13 protein-coding genes are annotated in these 13,768 nt (G+C 68.6%); 2 read left to right on the top strand and 11 right to left on the bottom strand.

Translation table 11 applies throughout. From position 1 onward, the window contains the following. Nucleotides 1-24 precede the first annotated feature (24 nt). The 8 genes from ugpB to U5771_RS26110 form a co-directional block, all read right to left on the bottom strand. Nucleotides 25-1,359: a sn-glycerol-3-phosphate ABC transporter substrate-binding protein UgpB gene (ugpB, locus tag U5771_RS26145; RefSeq protein WP_322026653.1), complete on the bottom strand. Its 1,335-nt coding sequence runs from the start codon at nt 1,357-1,359 to the stop codon at nt 25-27. 90 nt (nt 1,360-1,449) lie between these two features. Next, nucleotides 1,450-2,658, bottom strand: a complete 1,209-nt coding sequence (locus U5771_RS26140) for a deoxyguanosinetriphosphate triphosphohydrolase (protein ID WP_322026652.1) — start codon at nt 2,656-2,658, stop codon at nt 1,450-1,452. A 41-nt stretch (nt 2,659-2,699) separates the two neighbouring features. Then, on the bottom strand, nt 2,700-3,779 hold the full coding sequence (aroB, locus tag U5771_RS26135; RefSeq protein WP_322026651.1) for a 3-dehydroquinate synthase: 1,080 nt from the start codon (nt 3,777-3,779) through the stop codon (nt 2,700-2,702). After that, entirely contained in the window at nt 3,776-4,330 is a 555-nt protein-coding gene (locus U5771_RS26130; RefSeq protein ID WP_124501196.1) for a shikimate kinase, read from the bottom strand. The genes aroB and U5771_RS26130 overlap by 4 nt, the downstream gene beginning before the upstream one ends. 40 nt (nt 4,331-4,370) lie before the next feature. Continuing rightward, a complete protein-coding gene (locus U5771_RS26125; protein WP_322026650.1) occupies nt 4,371-6,041 on the bottom strand; it encodes a type IV pilus secretin PilQ in 1,671 nt (556 codons plus the stop codon). Continuing rightward, nucleotides 6,038-6,904 carry a pilus assembly protein gene (locus tag U5771_RS26120; protein ID WP_322026649.1) on the bottom strand — a complete coding sequence of 289 codons (867 nt, stop codon included), beginning with the start codon at nt 6,902-6,904 and terminating at the stop codon, nt 6,038-6,040. The genes U5771_RS26125 and U5771_RS26120 overlap by 4 nt, the downstream gene beginning before the upstream one ends. Continuing rightward, entirely contained in the window at nt 6,901-7,536 is a 636-nt protein-coding gene (locus tag U5771_RS26115; protein WP_322026648.1) for a fimbrial protein, read from the bottom strand. Before U5771_RS26115 ends, U5771_RS26120 begins: the two co-directional genes overlap by 4 nt. Then, nucleotides 7,533-8,456, bottom strand: coding sequence for a competence protein ComA (locus U5771_RS26110; RefSeq protein WP_322026647.1), 924 nt, complete (start codon nt 8,454-8,456; stop codon nt 7,533-7,535). Before U5771_RS26110 ends, U5771_RS26115 begins: the two co-directional genes overlap by 4 nt. A gap of 226 nt (nt 8,457-8,682) precedes the next feature. Here U5771_RS26110 and U5771_RS26105 point away from each other — a divergent pair, with 226 nt between their 5' ends. After that, nucleotides 8,683-11,070 (top strand): penicillin-binding protein 1A, encoded by a 2,388-nt coding sequence (locus U5771_RS26105; protein WP_322026646.1) that lies wholly within the window; start codon nt 8,683-8,685, stop codon nt 11,068-11,070. 98 nt (nt 11,071-11,168) lie between these two features. Here U5771_RS26105 and cyaY read toward each other — a convergent pair whose 3' ends face one another. After that, entirely contained in the window at nt 11,169-11,495 is a 327-nt protein-coding gene (gene cyaY, locus U5771_RS26100; protein WP_322026645.1) for an iron donor protein CyaY, read from the bottom strand. Between the two features lie 36 nt (nt 11,496-11,531). On the opposite strand from cyaY, the gene lptM reads away from it, so the two are divergent. Beyond that, nucleotides 11,532-11,813, top strand: a complete 282-nt coding sequence (gene lptM, locus U5771_RS26095; protein WP_322026644.1) for an LPS translocon maturation chaperone LptM — start codon at nt 11,532-11,534, stop codon at nt 11,811-11,813. Between the two features lie 82 nt (nt 11,814-11,895). Here the strand turns inward: lptM and msrQ are convergent, their stop codons facing one another. Both msrQ and msrP read right to left on the bottom strand, forming a co-directional pair. Beyond that, complete coding sequence (msrQ, locus tag U5771_RS26090) at nt 11,896-12,585, bottom strand: protein-methionine-sulfoxide reductase heme-binding subunit MsrQ (protein WP_322026643.1); 690 nt, start codon at nt 12,583-12,585, stop codon at nt 11,896-11,898. A gap of 20 nt (nt 12,586-12,605) precedes the next feature. Continuing rightward, nucleotides 12,606-13,601, bottom strand: a complete 996-nt coding sequence (gene msrP / locus U5771_RS26085; protein WP_322026642.1) for a protein-methionine-sulfoxide reductase catalytic subunit MsrP — start codon at nt 13,599-13,601, stop codon at nt 12,606-12,608. Nucleotides 13,602-13,768: the final 167 nt, after the last annotated feature.

The raw sequence follows: 13,768 nt of genomic DNA, 5'->3' as shown, positions 1-13,768 counted from the left end.
CCGGCGGCACGAACGCGCTGCGGATCAGCCGCCCGACTTCTCGAAGCGGCGCAGCAGCTCGTCGCCGCGCGACGCCGCCGAATCGAGCGCGTCCTTAGGCGACTTCTTCTGCGCCCAGACCTGCTCCAGCTCTTCGTCGACGACCGTGCGGATCTGCGGCATGTTGCCGAGACGCAGCCCCTTCGTGTAAGGCAGCGGCGGCTTGTTCATCATCTGCTTGATCGCGGTTTCCGCGCTCGGGTTCTTCGCGTAGAAGCCCTGCTGGCGCGTGAGGTCGTACGCGGCCGTCGTGACCGGCAGGTAGCCGGTTTCCTGGTGCCACTTCGCGGCGATCGGCGGCGAGGCCAGGAACGCGAGGAATTTCGCGACGCCCTTGTAGGTCGCCGGATCCTTGCCTGCCAGCACCCACAGGCTCGCGCCACCGATGATCGCGTTCTGCGGCGCGCCCTTCACGTTCGCGTCGTACGGCATCATGCCGGTGCCGTAGCTGAACTTCGCGAACTTCTGCACGTTCGCGAGCGCGCCCGACGACGTCGTCAGGATTCCGCAGTCGCCGCTGTAGAACTTCGCGGACGCTTCGTCCTTGCGGCCCGCGTACGTGAACGTGCCGTCCTTCTGCATCTGCTGCAGGAACGCGACGTGCGCGATCTGCTGCGGCTTGTTGAACTCGAGCACCGCGTCGGTGCCGTCGAAGCCGTTGTTGCGGCTCGCGAACGGCAGCGCATGCCACACGCTGTAGTTCTCGAGCTGGATCCAGCCCTGCCAGCCGGTCGTGAAGCCGCACGTCATCCCGGACTTGCGCAGCTTCTCCGCGTCGGCCTGCACGTCGGCCCACGTTTTCGGCGGCTGGTTCGGATCGAGCCCGGCCTTCTTGAACGCGTCCTTGTTGTAGTACAGCACCGGCGTCGAGCTGTTGAACGGCATCGACACGAGATGGCCCGTCTTCGCATCGCTGTAGTAGCTCGCGATGGTCGGCACGAACGCCTTTTCGTCGAGCGGCACGCCGGCCTGCTTGAACACGTCGTAGACGGGCACGACGGCCTTCTTCGCCTGCATCATCGTCGCGGTGCCGACTTCATAGACCTGGAGGATCGCCGGCGCGTTGCCGCTGCGATAGGCGGCGATGCCCGCCGCGAGCGCCTGGTCGTAGGTGCCCTTGAAGACCGGCACGATCTTGTAGTCGCTCTGCGATGCGTTGAACTGCGCGGCGAGTTCATTCACGCGCTCGCCGAGCGCCGACTCCATCGCATGCCAGAACTGGATCTCCGTCGCGGCGAACGCCGCATGCTGCACACCGAACATGAGCGCGCCGCCCAGCGCGATCGAACGAACCACGGTCCCCGCAGGCTTCTTCTTCATCGACCTCTCTCCTATGAAAACGTTACCAACAGCGTGTGCAACATTCCCAGCGCCATTGAACCGGCGAAGTCTAGTGATCGTTTGTGACAGTCAGTTGTCGTTGATGACGAACAGGCGCTGGTATTCCTTCAGCGCGAAGCGGTCGGTCATGCCGGCGATGTAGTGCGCGACGAGGCGCGGCTGCTGCGCTTCGTCGTCCGACTGGTACGGCGGCGGCAGCAGGCGCGGATCGTCGATGAACGCGTCGAACAGCCCGGTGACGACGCGCTGCGCCTTGTTCGCCATGCGCATCACCTTGTAGTGGCGGTACAGGTTCTTGAACAGGAAACGCTTGAGGGCGGCCGCCTGCGCGGCGATCGGTTCGCTGTGCGCCACGAGCGGCGGCGCGGCGCGCACGTCGTCGAGCGACGCGGGTGCGACGCGCGCGAGATTGCGCGTAGTCTCGTCGATCAGGTCGACGATCAGCGTGTTGATGATGCGGCGCACCGTCTCGTGGACGAGGCGGCGGCCTTCGAGATGCGGGAATTCGGCGAGCGCCGCGTCGTAGTGGCGCTGCCACAGCTCGACTTCGGCGAGCTGCTCGATCGTGATCAGGCCGGAGCGCAGGCCGTCGTCGACGTCATGGTTGTTGTACGCGATTTCGTCCGCGATGTTCGCGAGCTGCGCTTCCAGCGACGGCTGGCGCCCTTGCAGGAAACGCTCGCCGAGCGCACCGAGCTTGCGCGCGTTCTCGCGCGAGCAGTGCTTGAGGATGCCTTCGCGCGTCTCGAAGCACAGGTTCAGGCCGTTGAACGCGCCGTAGTGCTCCTCGAGCTCGTCGACCACGGCCAGGCTCTGCAGGTTGTGCTCGAAGCCGCCGTGCTCGCGCATGCACGCGTTCAGCGCATCCTGCCCGGCATGGCCGAACGGCGTATGACCGAGATCGTGCGCGAGCGAGATCGCTTCGACGAGATCCTCGTTGAGCCGCAGGTTGCGCGCGACCGAACGCGCGATCTGCGCGACTTCGAGGCTGTGCGTGAGGCGGGTGCGAAACAGGTCGCCTTCGTGATTGACGAAGACCTGCGTCTTGTATTCGAGCCGGCGGAACGCGGTCGAATGAACGATGCGGTCGCGGTCGCGCTGGAATTCGGTGCGCGCCGCCGGCGGCGTTTCCTGATGGCGGCGGCCGCGCGACTGCGACGCGTGGGCGGCATACGGAGCGAGATGGGCTTCCAGCGCCGCCAGCGTCGGCGGCTCGGCCAGCGCCGCGACGGATGCGCGGCCGGCTTGGGTCGGGTTGCTGCTGGATGTCTCGCTCACGTCTCCTCCATGTCAGGGGCGCCGGGGCATCCGGGGCGCCGTTACCGGGTCGTCTGCGCCAGGGTGGCGAACACGGCTTCGTCGGGCGCCTGGGTAATCAGCGTATCGCCGAATCGCTTCAGCAGGATGAACTTGATCGCACCGGCTTCGGCCTTCTTGTCGACGCGCATCAGGTCCATGTAGCGCGCATCGCCGAGTGCCGGCCCGCGGACCGGCAGGTGCGCGGCGGCGATCACCGCATCGAGCCGCTGCCGCGACGCTTCGTCGAGCAGGCCGAGCCGCACCGACAGGTCGCCCGCCATCACCATCCCGCAGCCGACCGCTTCGCCGTGCAGCCACTCGCCGTAGCCGAGCCCGGCCTCGATCGCATGGCCGAACGTATGGCCGAAGTTCAGGATCGCACGCAGCCCGCCTTCGCGTTCGTCGGCCGCGACCACGCTCGCCTTGATCTCGCACGAACGCTTCACGGCATGCGCGAGCGCGGCCGGCTCGCGGCGGTTCAGCGCATCGACGTTCGCCTCGATCCAGTCGAAGAATGCCGCATCGGCGATCGCACCCGTCTTGATGACCTCGGCCACGCCGGCCGCCAGCTCGCGATCGGGCAACGTGGTCAGCGCGCCGATATCGGCGACCACGGCCTGCGGCTGGTAGAACGCGCCGATCATGTTCTTGCCGAGCGGGTGGTTGATGCCCGTCTTGCCGCCGACCGACGAATCGACCTGCGACAGCAGCGTCGTCGGCACCTGGATGAACGGCACGCCGCGCATGTAGCACGCGGCGGCGAAGCCGGTCATGTCGCCGATCACGCCGCCGCCGAGTGCGACGAGCGTCGTCTTGCGGTCGGCGCGCTCGGTCAGCAGGCCGTCGAAGATCAGGTTCAGCGTTTCCCAGTTCTTGTAGGCCTCGCCGTCCGGCAGCACGACCGTCGACACGCGCTTGCCGAGCGGCGCGAGCGCCGCGCGCAGCGCGTCGCCGTAGAGCGGATCGACCGTCGTGTTCGTGACGATCGTGACCGACGAACCGGTGATGTGAGGGGCGAACAGTTCGGTGCGGCCGATCAGGCCGGCACCAATGTGAATCGGGTAGGCGCGGTCGCCCAGATCGACGTTGACGGTAATCATGCTTGTAGCGGCTTGGCGATGACGCCTGCCAGTTCGAGTTGCATCAGCACCATGTTGACGAGGCCGTTGACCGACGGGCGGCCGGTCTCGATGATGAAATCCGCGCATTCGCGGTACAGCGGGTCGCGTACTTCGTAGAGCGCTTCGAGACGCGCTTTCGGATCGTCGGTCTGCAACAGCGGGCGGTTCTTGTCCTTGCGGGTGCGCAGCCATAGATCGTGCGGATTGGCGCGCAGATAGATGACGATGCCGTTGCCTTTCAGGCAATCGCGATTCTCGGGCCGCAACACCGCGCCGCCGCCCGTCGCGAGCACGATGTTCTCGCGCTGCGTGAGATCGGCGATCACCTGCGATTCGCGGTCGCGAAACCCGGCCTCGCCCTCCATCTCGAAGATCACCGGAATGCGCGCCCCCGTGCGGGCCTCGATTTCGTGGTCGGAGTCGAAGAACGTCCTGTCGAGCCGGCGCGCGACCGCGCGGCCCACGGTGGTCTTACCCGCTCCCATAAGGCCGACGAAAAATACGTTTGCATGTGGGTCCCGCGCTTGCAACGGCTTCCTCTGCTTGAATCTTGCTGGTGTGTGGCGCAGCTTACTGGCAAAGCGGCTGCCTTGTCGAGCCTGCGCCGCCGGCTTCCGGCCCCGTTTTTCCTGCATCCGCGTCGCCCGCGCCGGCCGTCTCGCAACGCGCGCCGACGACCGTCGGCGTGATGAAGACGACCAGTTCGCTGCGCTGGTCGCGCCGCGCGCGGTGCCGGAACAGCGCGCCCAGTACCGGTATTTTGCCCAAGAGCGGCACCCGCGTCACATCGTCCCGGTTCAACTGCTCGTAAATCCCGCCGATCGCGACCGTTCCGCCGTCCTCGACCTCCACGCGCGTCTGGACATGCTTCGTATGAATCGCCGGGCCGGCCGCCGTCGGCTCGCCGATGCTGTCCTTCGTCACGTCCAGGTCGAGCACGACACGCCCGTCGGGCGTGATCTGCGGCTCGACCTCGAGCTTCAGCGTCGCGCGGCGGAACTGTACGCCGCTCACGCCGTTGCCGACCTTGGCCTGGTACGGCAGCTCCGAGCCCTGCTCGACGATCGCCTTCACGCGGTCGGCCGTCACCACGCGCGGGCTGGAAACGATCTGGCCCCGCCCCTGCGCCTCGAGCGCGCTCAGTTCGACGTCGAGCACGCGGCTGAGCGGCGCGGCGAACAGCGTGAAGCCGGCCGTCGCCGCCTCGAAGCCGCCGAGCGGTCGTGCAGCCAGGTCGAGCGCGTTGCGCGTGTCCGTCGCGAATGCCGCGCCGTCGGCCGCAGGTGCCCGTCCCTGCGCGCGTAGCGCGACGCGTGCGCCGAGGTTGCGCGAGAAGCCCTGCTCGCCTTCGACGATGCGCGCCTCGATCCGGACCTGCCGCGACGGCCGGTCGATCGCGTCGATCAGGCCCGCGATCTGCACGATGCGCGGCGCGAGATCGGTGACGAACAACAGGTTCGTGCGCGGATCGGCCGCCGCGGCGCCGCGTTTCGACAGCAGGCGCTGGCCGGTCGCCCCGGCCAGCAGCCGCTGCACGTCCTGCGCGCGCGGGTAATGCAGCGCGAAGGTCCGGCTCGCGAGCGGCTCCAGCTCGGCCGCGCGGGCGTGCGTTTCGAACCGCTCGCGCTCCCGCGCGGCGAGCTCGGCCGCCGGCGTGACCCAGATCACGTCGCCGCGCCGGGACATCGCCAGCCCGTGCGTGTCGAGCAGCGTATCGAACGCATCGCGCCAACGGACATTGTTCAGACGTAACGTCACGGTGCCGCGCACCTGCTCGCCGACGACGATGTTGAGCCCGGTGAATCGCGCGAGCGCGTCGAACGCGGCCGCGAGCCCCACGCCGTGCAGGTTCAGCGAGATTCGCCGCGCGTCGTCCGCATCGCCGGGGTGCCGCGCCGCGGCGTCGCTCATGCGCGTTGGCGGCGACAAGGGAATCGGCGGCCCTTCCAGCAGCGGCACCGATGCGGTCGTGTCCGCCTGACGCGCCACACGTGCCGCCTGATCGAACGGCAGTGGACCGTCGTGCGCGGGCGCGATACCGTCCACGCCGTCCGCGCCGTCGGGCGCGCCCTGCGGCAGCGGTGTGCCCTGGGCGTATGCCTGCGTCGATGCGGTCGGCCAGCCGGCCGGCGGCAAAGGCGGCAAAGGCGGTAAAGGGGGCAGAGGCGGTAGCGCGGCGTGTGCCGCAGCCACGCTCGATCCGACCCAGAATGCGATCACCCGCCATCCGTACTTCGTCATGGGCGGCCTCCGTCGTCGACGACGAACCGGCGCGCGCCATCGGCCGTCGCGAGCGTCACGGCACCGGCATCGACGCTCACCACGCGCGATACCCCGAATGCTTCGCCCGGCGCGACGGTCGCGAATGCGCCATCGCCCGCGTCGAACAGCGCGAGCCCGGTGCGTACGTCGCGAATCGTGCCAGCCAGGCGCGGCGCGATATCGTCGGCCACCGCGGGCGAACCGGCGCCGCCGAATGGATCGTCGCTCGGCGCGCCGGCAAGCTGCGACGCCATGCCATCCGCAACACGGGCCCCCGACAGCCCCGGAAACACGTCGATCGTCATGTCCAGCCGCGACGCGGGCGGCTTCCGCTCGATCTGCAGCCTCGACGGCACGACCAGCGCGGGAAAACTCGCCAGCCCACCCATCAGCCGCAGCAGCGCCGGAAAGCCGCCGTCCGCGACGATCCGCACCGTGCGACGGCCATCCGGCGACGCATCGTCAGTGCGCCGCGGTTCGATCGACACGATCCGCAATCCGCTCGCGCCGGCCAGGTCCGCCAGCTCCAGCATCAGCGCGGGCCACCCCGGCGCACGCGGCGAACCGGGGTCGCGCCCGGCAGCCCGATCCGTGTCGCGCCGTGGCGCGGCCGCGAGCAGCCGCTGAGCATCGGCGGCACGCACGTGTGCCGTTGCCAGCAACGCGTGACTGCGTACGAGCCCGCTCGCGTCGACAGCATCCATCAGATGAATGCCGCCCACCATCACCGAGGCGAATGCCAGCACGCAGCCGACGGCATGCGCTGCGGCCGGCGACATCCGCGTCACGCGGCCGAGCCACGCGGCACCGTCAGGCATGGACCGCTGCACGATCGCCGTCATGCGCCGCCTCCCGCTGCCTTCTGTCGAGGCGGCGCATCGTGCCAGCGCACCTGCACGGAAAACCGGAACGGCACGGCCGAACCCGTGACCGGCGTGGGCGAAGCCGGCGTCAGCGCACCAATATCGAATCGCCAGTCGCGCTGCTCGGCCGCGATCCGTGCGAGCCAACGCGCGGCCGCCCGGTAACTCGTCGCGTGCGCGTCGAGCACGGCGCCGGACGATGTCGTGCGTAATGCGTCGAGCCGGACGGTGTCGTCGCGCACCTGCGCCAGCGTCGCGAGCAGCCCGGCGACACGCCGGTAAGGCGCGGCAAGCACGACCGACCGCGCATCGCGCTGCGCGAGCTCGGCGGCCGCGCCGGCGGCGCGCCGTGCGGCCTCGACCTGTGGCTGCCATTGCCGCAGCCGCGCCTCCACACGCGTACGCTCGGCATCCACGCGCCATCGCCACGCGGTCGCCGCCCCCGTCCAGACGCAGGCTCCGAGCACGCCGAGCATGATCGCCGCTCCGCATTGCCCGACACGGCGCCGCCGCAACGCCTGCGCCAGCCGCTCACGGTACGGCAGCAGGTTGAAGCCGCCGAGCGCGGCATGGCCGGCTGCCGCCGGCCCGAACCCCATATCGGCCATCATTCCCACACCCCGCGCAGCGCCAGCCCGACCGCGACGGCAAATGCCGGGCCGCCCGGCCCGCCGGCGGGCTCGCCCGGCAACCCGTCCCATCCGGTGCAGTCGAACGGCACCGCAGCCACCCCGAGCACATCGCCGATATCCGCGGCCGACGTCCCGCAGCGGGCGATGCTGCGCTCGTCGCCAGCCACGAGTACGCAGCGCACCGGCTCGAACACGCACCGGCGCAATGCGTCGGGGAATGCCGCCCGCACGTCGCCGGACACCGCGAGCACCGGCGCGGCGACCGCGCCGTCGACCCGCCAGCCGAACGCGCCCGTGTCGCAGAACCAGAATGCCGCATACGGGCCGTGTGCGTCGGGTTCGAGTTGCGCGGCATAGCGCAACGCGCGCAGCGCGGCGGCTGACTCGCCGTCGACGGCCGTCAGGTCGATGCCGGCCTGCGCGGCCACGTCGATCCGCCGTTCGAGCAATGCCTGCGGCGCGACGGCGACCGCAATCTCGCCCGAACCCGCACCGTCGTCCTGCCGCCAGTCGAACGCGAGACTGTCGGGCGCCAGCCCCGAGATCCGTTCAGCGGCCTGCCGGGCGGCGTCCGCGATGTCGTCGCGCCCGGCCAGGTCGAGCGTCGCGGTCCGCATCTCGTCGTCGCGCAGCGCCATCACGCCGCGCGTGTCGCAGCGCACGCCCGCCGCCGACAATCGCGACACGGCCGCCGCCAGCGCGCGGGCGACCGCGGCCCAGCGCGCGTCCTCCGGCCCGCCCGCCAATCCGACCGGCTCCCGCTCGAGCCCTTCGACCCGCACATCCACGGCCCGACCCCGCCGGCTCAGCACGGCCACCCTCACCTCGTCCGCCCCGACGTCGATGCCCGTCGAACGGTGCCTGCCCGGCGCGAACCGCGCCGCCCATCGTCCTGCCATCCCAGCCTCCCGCGATCGTTGCGGCCCACGCCGCGTTTCCGAGGCCTGATTCTGCAAAGCGGCGCGTGCGCCCGCCAGTCGGCCGGACGGCCAGTTGTGGCGCGGGGCGGCCGCGCGGACACTATGCGGGCGGCACCGCGATCCGCCGCTTTCCGGCGGACGCCCCCCGCGCCAGGACCGGTCTTACCGGGCAGCTATAATCGCGGGACTGTTTTCCGGTATGCCTATGCAATCCACGTCTCCTACGTCCCCGCCTCCCGCGCCCGAGCCGAAGAAGCGGTCCTGGTGGCTGAAAGTCCTGATCGGCCTCGCCGCGATGTGCGTGGCCCTCGTCGTGGCCGGCGGCCTCGTGCTCGGCTACGCGCTCGTCGTCGCGTGGCCGAACATGCCGTCGCTCGACGCGCTGACCGACTATCGTCCGAAGGTACCGCTGCGCATCTATACGTCCGATCACGTGCTGATCGGCGAATTCGGCGAGGAACGCCGCGACATCGTCCATTTCAAGGACGTGCCCGACTCGCTCAAGAAGGCGATCCTCGCGATCGAGGACGCGCGCTTCTACGATCACGGCGGTGTCGACCTCACCGGCATCGCCCGCGCGGGCTTCGTCGCGCTGACGAACGGCCATGCGTCGCAGGGCGCGAGCACGATCACGATGCAGGTCGCGCGCAACTTCTTCCTGTCCAGCGAAAAGACCTACACGCGCAAGATCTACGAGATGCTGCTCGCGTACCGGATCGAGCGCGCGCTGACGAAGGATCAGATTCTCGAGGTCTACATGAATCAGATCTATCTCGGCCAGCGTGCGTACGGCTTCGCGAGCGCCGCGCGCGTGTATTTCGGCAAGGACCTGAAGGACATCTCGCTCGCGGAGGCGGCGATGCTCGCGGGGCTGCCGAAGGCGCCGTCCGCGTATAACCCGGTCGTCAATCCGAAGCGCGCGAAGGTGCGCCAGGAATACATCCTGCAGCGGATGCTCGAGCTGAACTTCATCACGCGCGAGCAGTACGACGCAGCCGTCGCGCAGCCGCTCGTCGTCAAGGGCGCGGGCCGCGAATTCAGCGTGCACGCCGAGTACGTCGCGGAAATGGTCCGGCAGATGATGTACGCGCAGTACCGCGAGGAAACCTACACGCGCGGCTTCAACGTCGTCACGACGATCGATTCCGCCGACCAGCAGGTTGCATACACCTCGCTGCGCAAGGGCATCATGGATTACGAGCGCCGCCACGGCTATCGCGGGCCGGAAGGCTTCATCGAGCTGCCGGCCGGCGCCGACGACCGCGAGCAGGCGATCGACGATGCGCTGCTCGAGCACCCCGACAACGGCGAGCTGATCGCGGCGGTCGTTACCACGGCAACCCCGCGCCAGATCACGGTCTCCTTCATCGACGGCAGCAGCGCGACGATCGAAGGCGACAACCTGCGGTTCGCATCGGGCGCACTGTCGGCCAGCGCGCAGCCGAACCGCCGCATCCGTCCGGGTGCGATCGTCCGGGTCGTGAAGAACGACGCCGGCAAGTGGTCGATCACGCAGTTGCCGCAGGTCGAAGGCGCGTTCATCTCGATCATCCCGCAGGACGGCGCGATCCGCTCGCTCGTCGGCGGCTTCGACTACAACAAGAACAAGTTCAACCACGTCACGCAGGCGTGGCGGCAACCGGGTTCGTCGTTCAAGCCGTTCATCTACTCGGCGTCGCTCGACAAGGGCCTCGGGCCGGCCACGGTGATCAACGACGGCCCGCTGTATTTCAGCGCCGCGGAAACCGGCGGCCAGCCGTGGGAGCCGAAGAACTACGGCGGCGGCTTCGAAGGCCCGATGTCGATGCGCACCGCGCTGCAGCGCTCGCGCAACCTCGTGTCGATCCGGATCCTGAACCACATCGGCACGAAGTACGCGCAGCAGTACATCACGCGCTTCGGCTTCGACGCCGACCGCCATCCGGCCTACCTGCCGATGGCGCTCGGCGCGGGCCAGGTCACGCCGCTGCAGATGGCCGGCGCGTACTCGGTGTTCGCGAACGGCGGCTTCCGCGTGAATCCGTACCTGATCGCCGAAGTGACCGATCCGAACGGCGCGATCGTCGCCCGCGCGCAGCCGCTCATCGCCGAGCAGAACGCGCCGCGCGCAATCGACGCGCGCAACGCGTACGTGATGAACAGCCTGCTGCTAAGCGTCGCGCAGCGCGGCACGGGCGCGCGCACCAACGTGCTGAAGCGCACCGACCTTGCGGGCAAGACCGGCACGACGAACGACTCGCACGACGCATGGTTCGCCGGCTACCAGCACACGCTCGCGGCGATCGCGTGGATCGGCTACGACAATCCGCGCAGCCTCGGCGATCGCGAAACCGGCGGCGGCCTGTCGCTGCCGGTCTGGATCGAGTACATGGGCGCGGCGCTGAAGGGCGTGCCGGAGTTCAAGCCGACGATGCCGGACGACGTCCAGGCGCTCGGCAGCGAGCTGTACTTCGCGGAGTTCACGCCGGGACACGGCTTCGTGTCGACGGTCGGCGTGCCGCAGGCGCCGGCGGTGCAGAGCACCGACGAAGCGGTGCCGCACGTCGACGAACAGGAGAAGCAGGACATCATGAACCTGTTCCGCGGCCACTGACACGAACGGCCCGAGCATGAAAAAAGCGCCCCGCGGGGCGCTTTTTCTTTGTGCTTCGATCCGGCGTATCGGCGCCCGGCCGGGGTGAGCGCCGGACGTTACGCGCCGAACGTGATCGGCAGGCCGGCCTGCTGCGTCGCGTAGTCGGTGAGCGCCGCGAAGAACTCGGTGCCGGAGCGCGTATCGCGCCATTCGCCGTCCACGAAACGGTAATGGAATCCACCCGCCTTCGCGGCAATCCACAGCTCCTTCATCGGCGGCTGGAGGTTGACGATGATCTTCGAGCCGTTCTCGAACGTCAGCGTCAGCACGCTGCCGTTGCGCTCCAGATCGATGTCGTGATCGCCGTCGTTCGCGGCATCCACGGTACGCTCGACGGCCGCCAGCACGGCCTCGGCACGGGCCAGGTATTCAGTATCGGACATGCTAAACTCTATCGGTTAAATTGTTCAGGGACGATCATGCGAGTCGTTTTCCGGATGAGCGCGATTGTAGCGGCTTTGGCGATTCTTGCCGGCTGCGGTCAACGCGGCCCGCTCTATCTGCCCACCGTTCCCCCGCTGCCGGCGAAGCCCATCCAGCAGCAGGACACGCCGCCGTCCGACGTCACGCCGACCGATGAAAACGCGTCGTCCGACAGCATTCCCGACTCTTCCGGCACGCCGCTCACGCTGTCGCCGGAGCTGTCTAGCGGTGCGTCGAAGGCCGAGACGCCGGCATCCGGCCCAGCCGCCACGCAGTAAGCGCGCCGCCGCTCGCGCGGTTTCCTTCGCGATCAAGGCGATGACTTCCCGTCATCGCCTTTTGTTTTTCCGGCCCGCATCGTCATGCACGAATGCGTCGCCAGCCCCATTCAAGCAGCCGCCAGCCGAGCAGCACCGCGACGATCGCCGCGTAGAACTTCGGCTGCGCGAGATTGTGCTTGCCGGCCCGCATCCACCAGAAATGCAGCACGCCGAACAGCGCGATCGCATAGATCGCGCGATGCAGCGTCGCCCAGTGACGGCCAAGCCGACGCACCATCGCGCGCGGCGACGTCGCGGCCAGCGGAATCAGCAGCACGAACGCGGCGAAGCCGACCGTGATGAACGGACGCTTGCCGACGTCCTTCAGGATCGCGACCACGTCGAACCACTTGTCGAACCACAGATACGTCGTGAAATGCAGCATCGCGTAAAAGAACGCGAACAGGCCGATCATCCGCCGGAAGCGCAGCAACGCGGACACGCCCGTCACGCGCCGAAGCGGTGTGACGGCGAGCGTGATGCAGAGCAGCACCAGCGTCCAGAGGCCCGTCGAACGCGTGATGAATTCGATCGGGTTCGCGCCGAGCCGGTCGGTCAGCCCGAACAGCACGAGACGGGCGAGCGGATAGCAACCGGCCGCGAAAACCAGCACCTTGGCGGGAGCAAGCCAGCGCGGCGCGGCTGTACGCACCGCGCCGCCTCGGGCACTACCGGCGGCGGCCGTGCGCGGGCCGGACGCGTGCCCCGGCGTCAGCGTCGATGGAGGCATGTCGTTTCTCACCGTCGCGCTCAGAAATTCTTTTTCAGGTCCATGCCCTGATACATCGACGCGACGAGATCGCCGTAGCCGTTGAACATCAGCGTCTTGCGCTTCGGCGTGAAGAAGCCGTCCTCGCCGATCCGGCGCTCGGTCGCCTGGCTCCAGCGCGGGTGATCGACGTTCGGGTTCACGTTCGAATAGAAACCGTATTCGTTCGACGCATACGTGTTCCAGCTCGTCTTCGGCTGCTTGTCGACGAAGCGGATCTTCACCAGCGACTTCGCGCTCTTGAAGCCGTACTTCCACGGCACGACGATCCGCACCGGCGCGCCGTTCTGGTTCGGCAGCACCTGGCCGTAGACGCCCATCGTCAGCAGCGTCAGCGGATTCATCGCCTCGTCCATCCGCAGCCCTTCCGAGTAGGGCCAGTCGAGCACCGGCGTCGACAGCCCCGGCATCTGCGACGGATCGGCCAGCGTGACGAACTGCACGTATTTCGCGTTGCCGGTCGGCTGCACGCGCTTGATCAGCTCGGACAGCGGCACGCCGATCCACGGGATCACCATCGACCAGCCCTCGACGCAACGCAGCCGGTACACACGCTCCTCGAGCGGCGCGAGCTTCAGCAGTTCGTCGAGATCGAACACCTTCGGGTGCAGCACCTCGCCCTCGACGCTCACGCGCCACGGACGCGGCCGCAGCGTGCCCGCGTTCTGCGCCGGGTCGCCCTTGTCGGTGCCGAATTCGTAAAAGTTGTTGTAGGACGTGATGTCCTTGAACGGCGTCACCTTGTCGGCCGCGACGAACTTCGGGTCGGTTCTCGCCGTGAGCTTCGCGGCCCGCGCGTCGGGCGACGCATAGGCGGCGAACGCCGCGCCGCTGCCGCCGAGCAATCCGCCCGCCGCCGCCAGGCCGGCGGCCTGCAATACGCGCCGCCGGTTCTCGAACACCGCGCGCGGCGTAATCTGGCTCTGCGCGATATCACCGCCGGTCAGTACGGTGCGCAAAGGGTGTTTGATCCACATCGTGCTGCTCCTCCTGCCTGCGCGGCGCGCAGCGTCATGAGCGTTCGACCCGACCCATCCTGCGCCGTTCGACGCCCGGACCGCCCGCCCGTTACAAAAGAAAACCGCCGGGCACGCAGTGCGCCGGCGGTCTTTTGTCGGACCCGCGTCGAAAATCTTACAGCTTG

The organism is Burkholderia sp. BCC1977, from assembly GCF_905339595.1.
Classification (GTDB): Bacteria; Pseudomonadota; Gammaproteobacteria; order Burkholderiales; family Burkholderiaceae; genus Burkholderia.
This window is presented reverse-complemented; position numbering and strand designations above follow the sequence as displayed.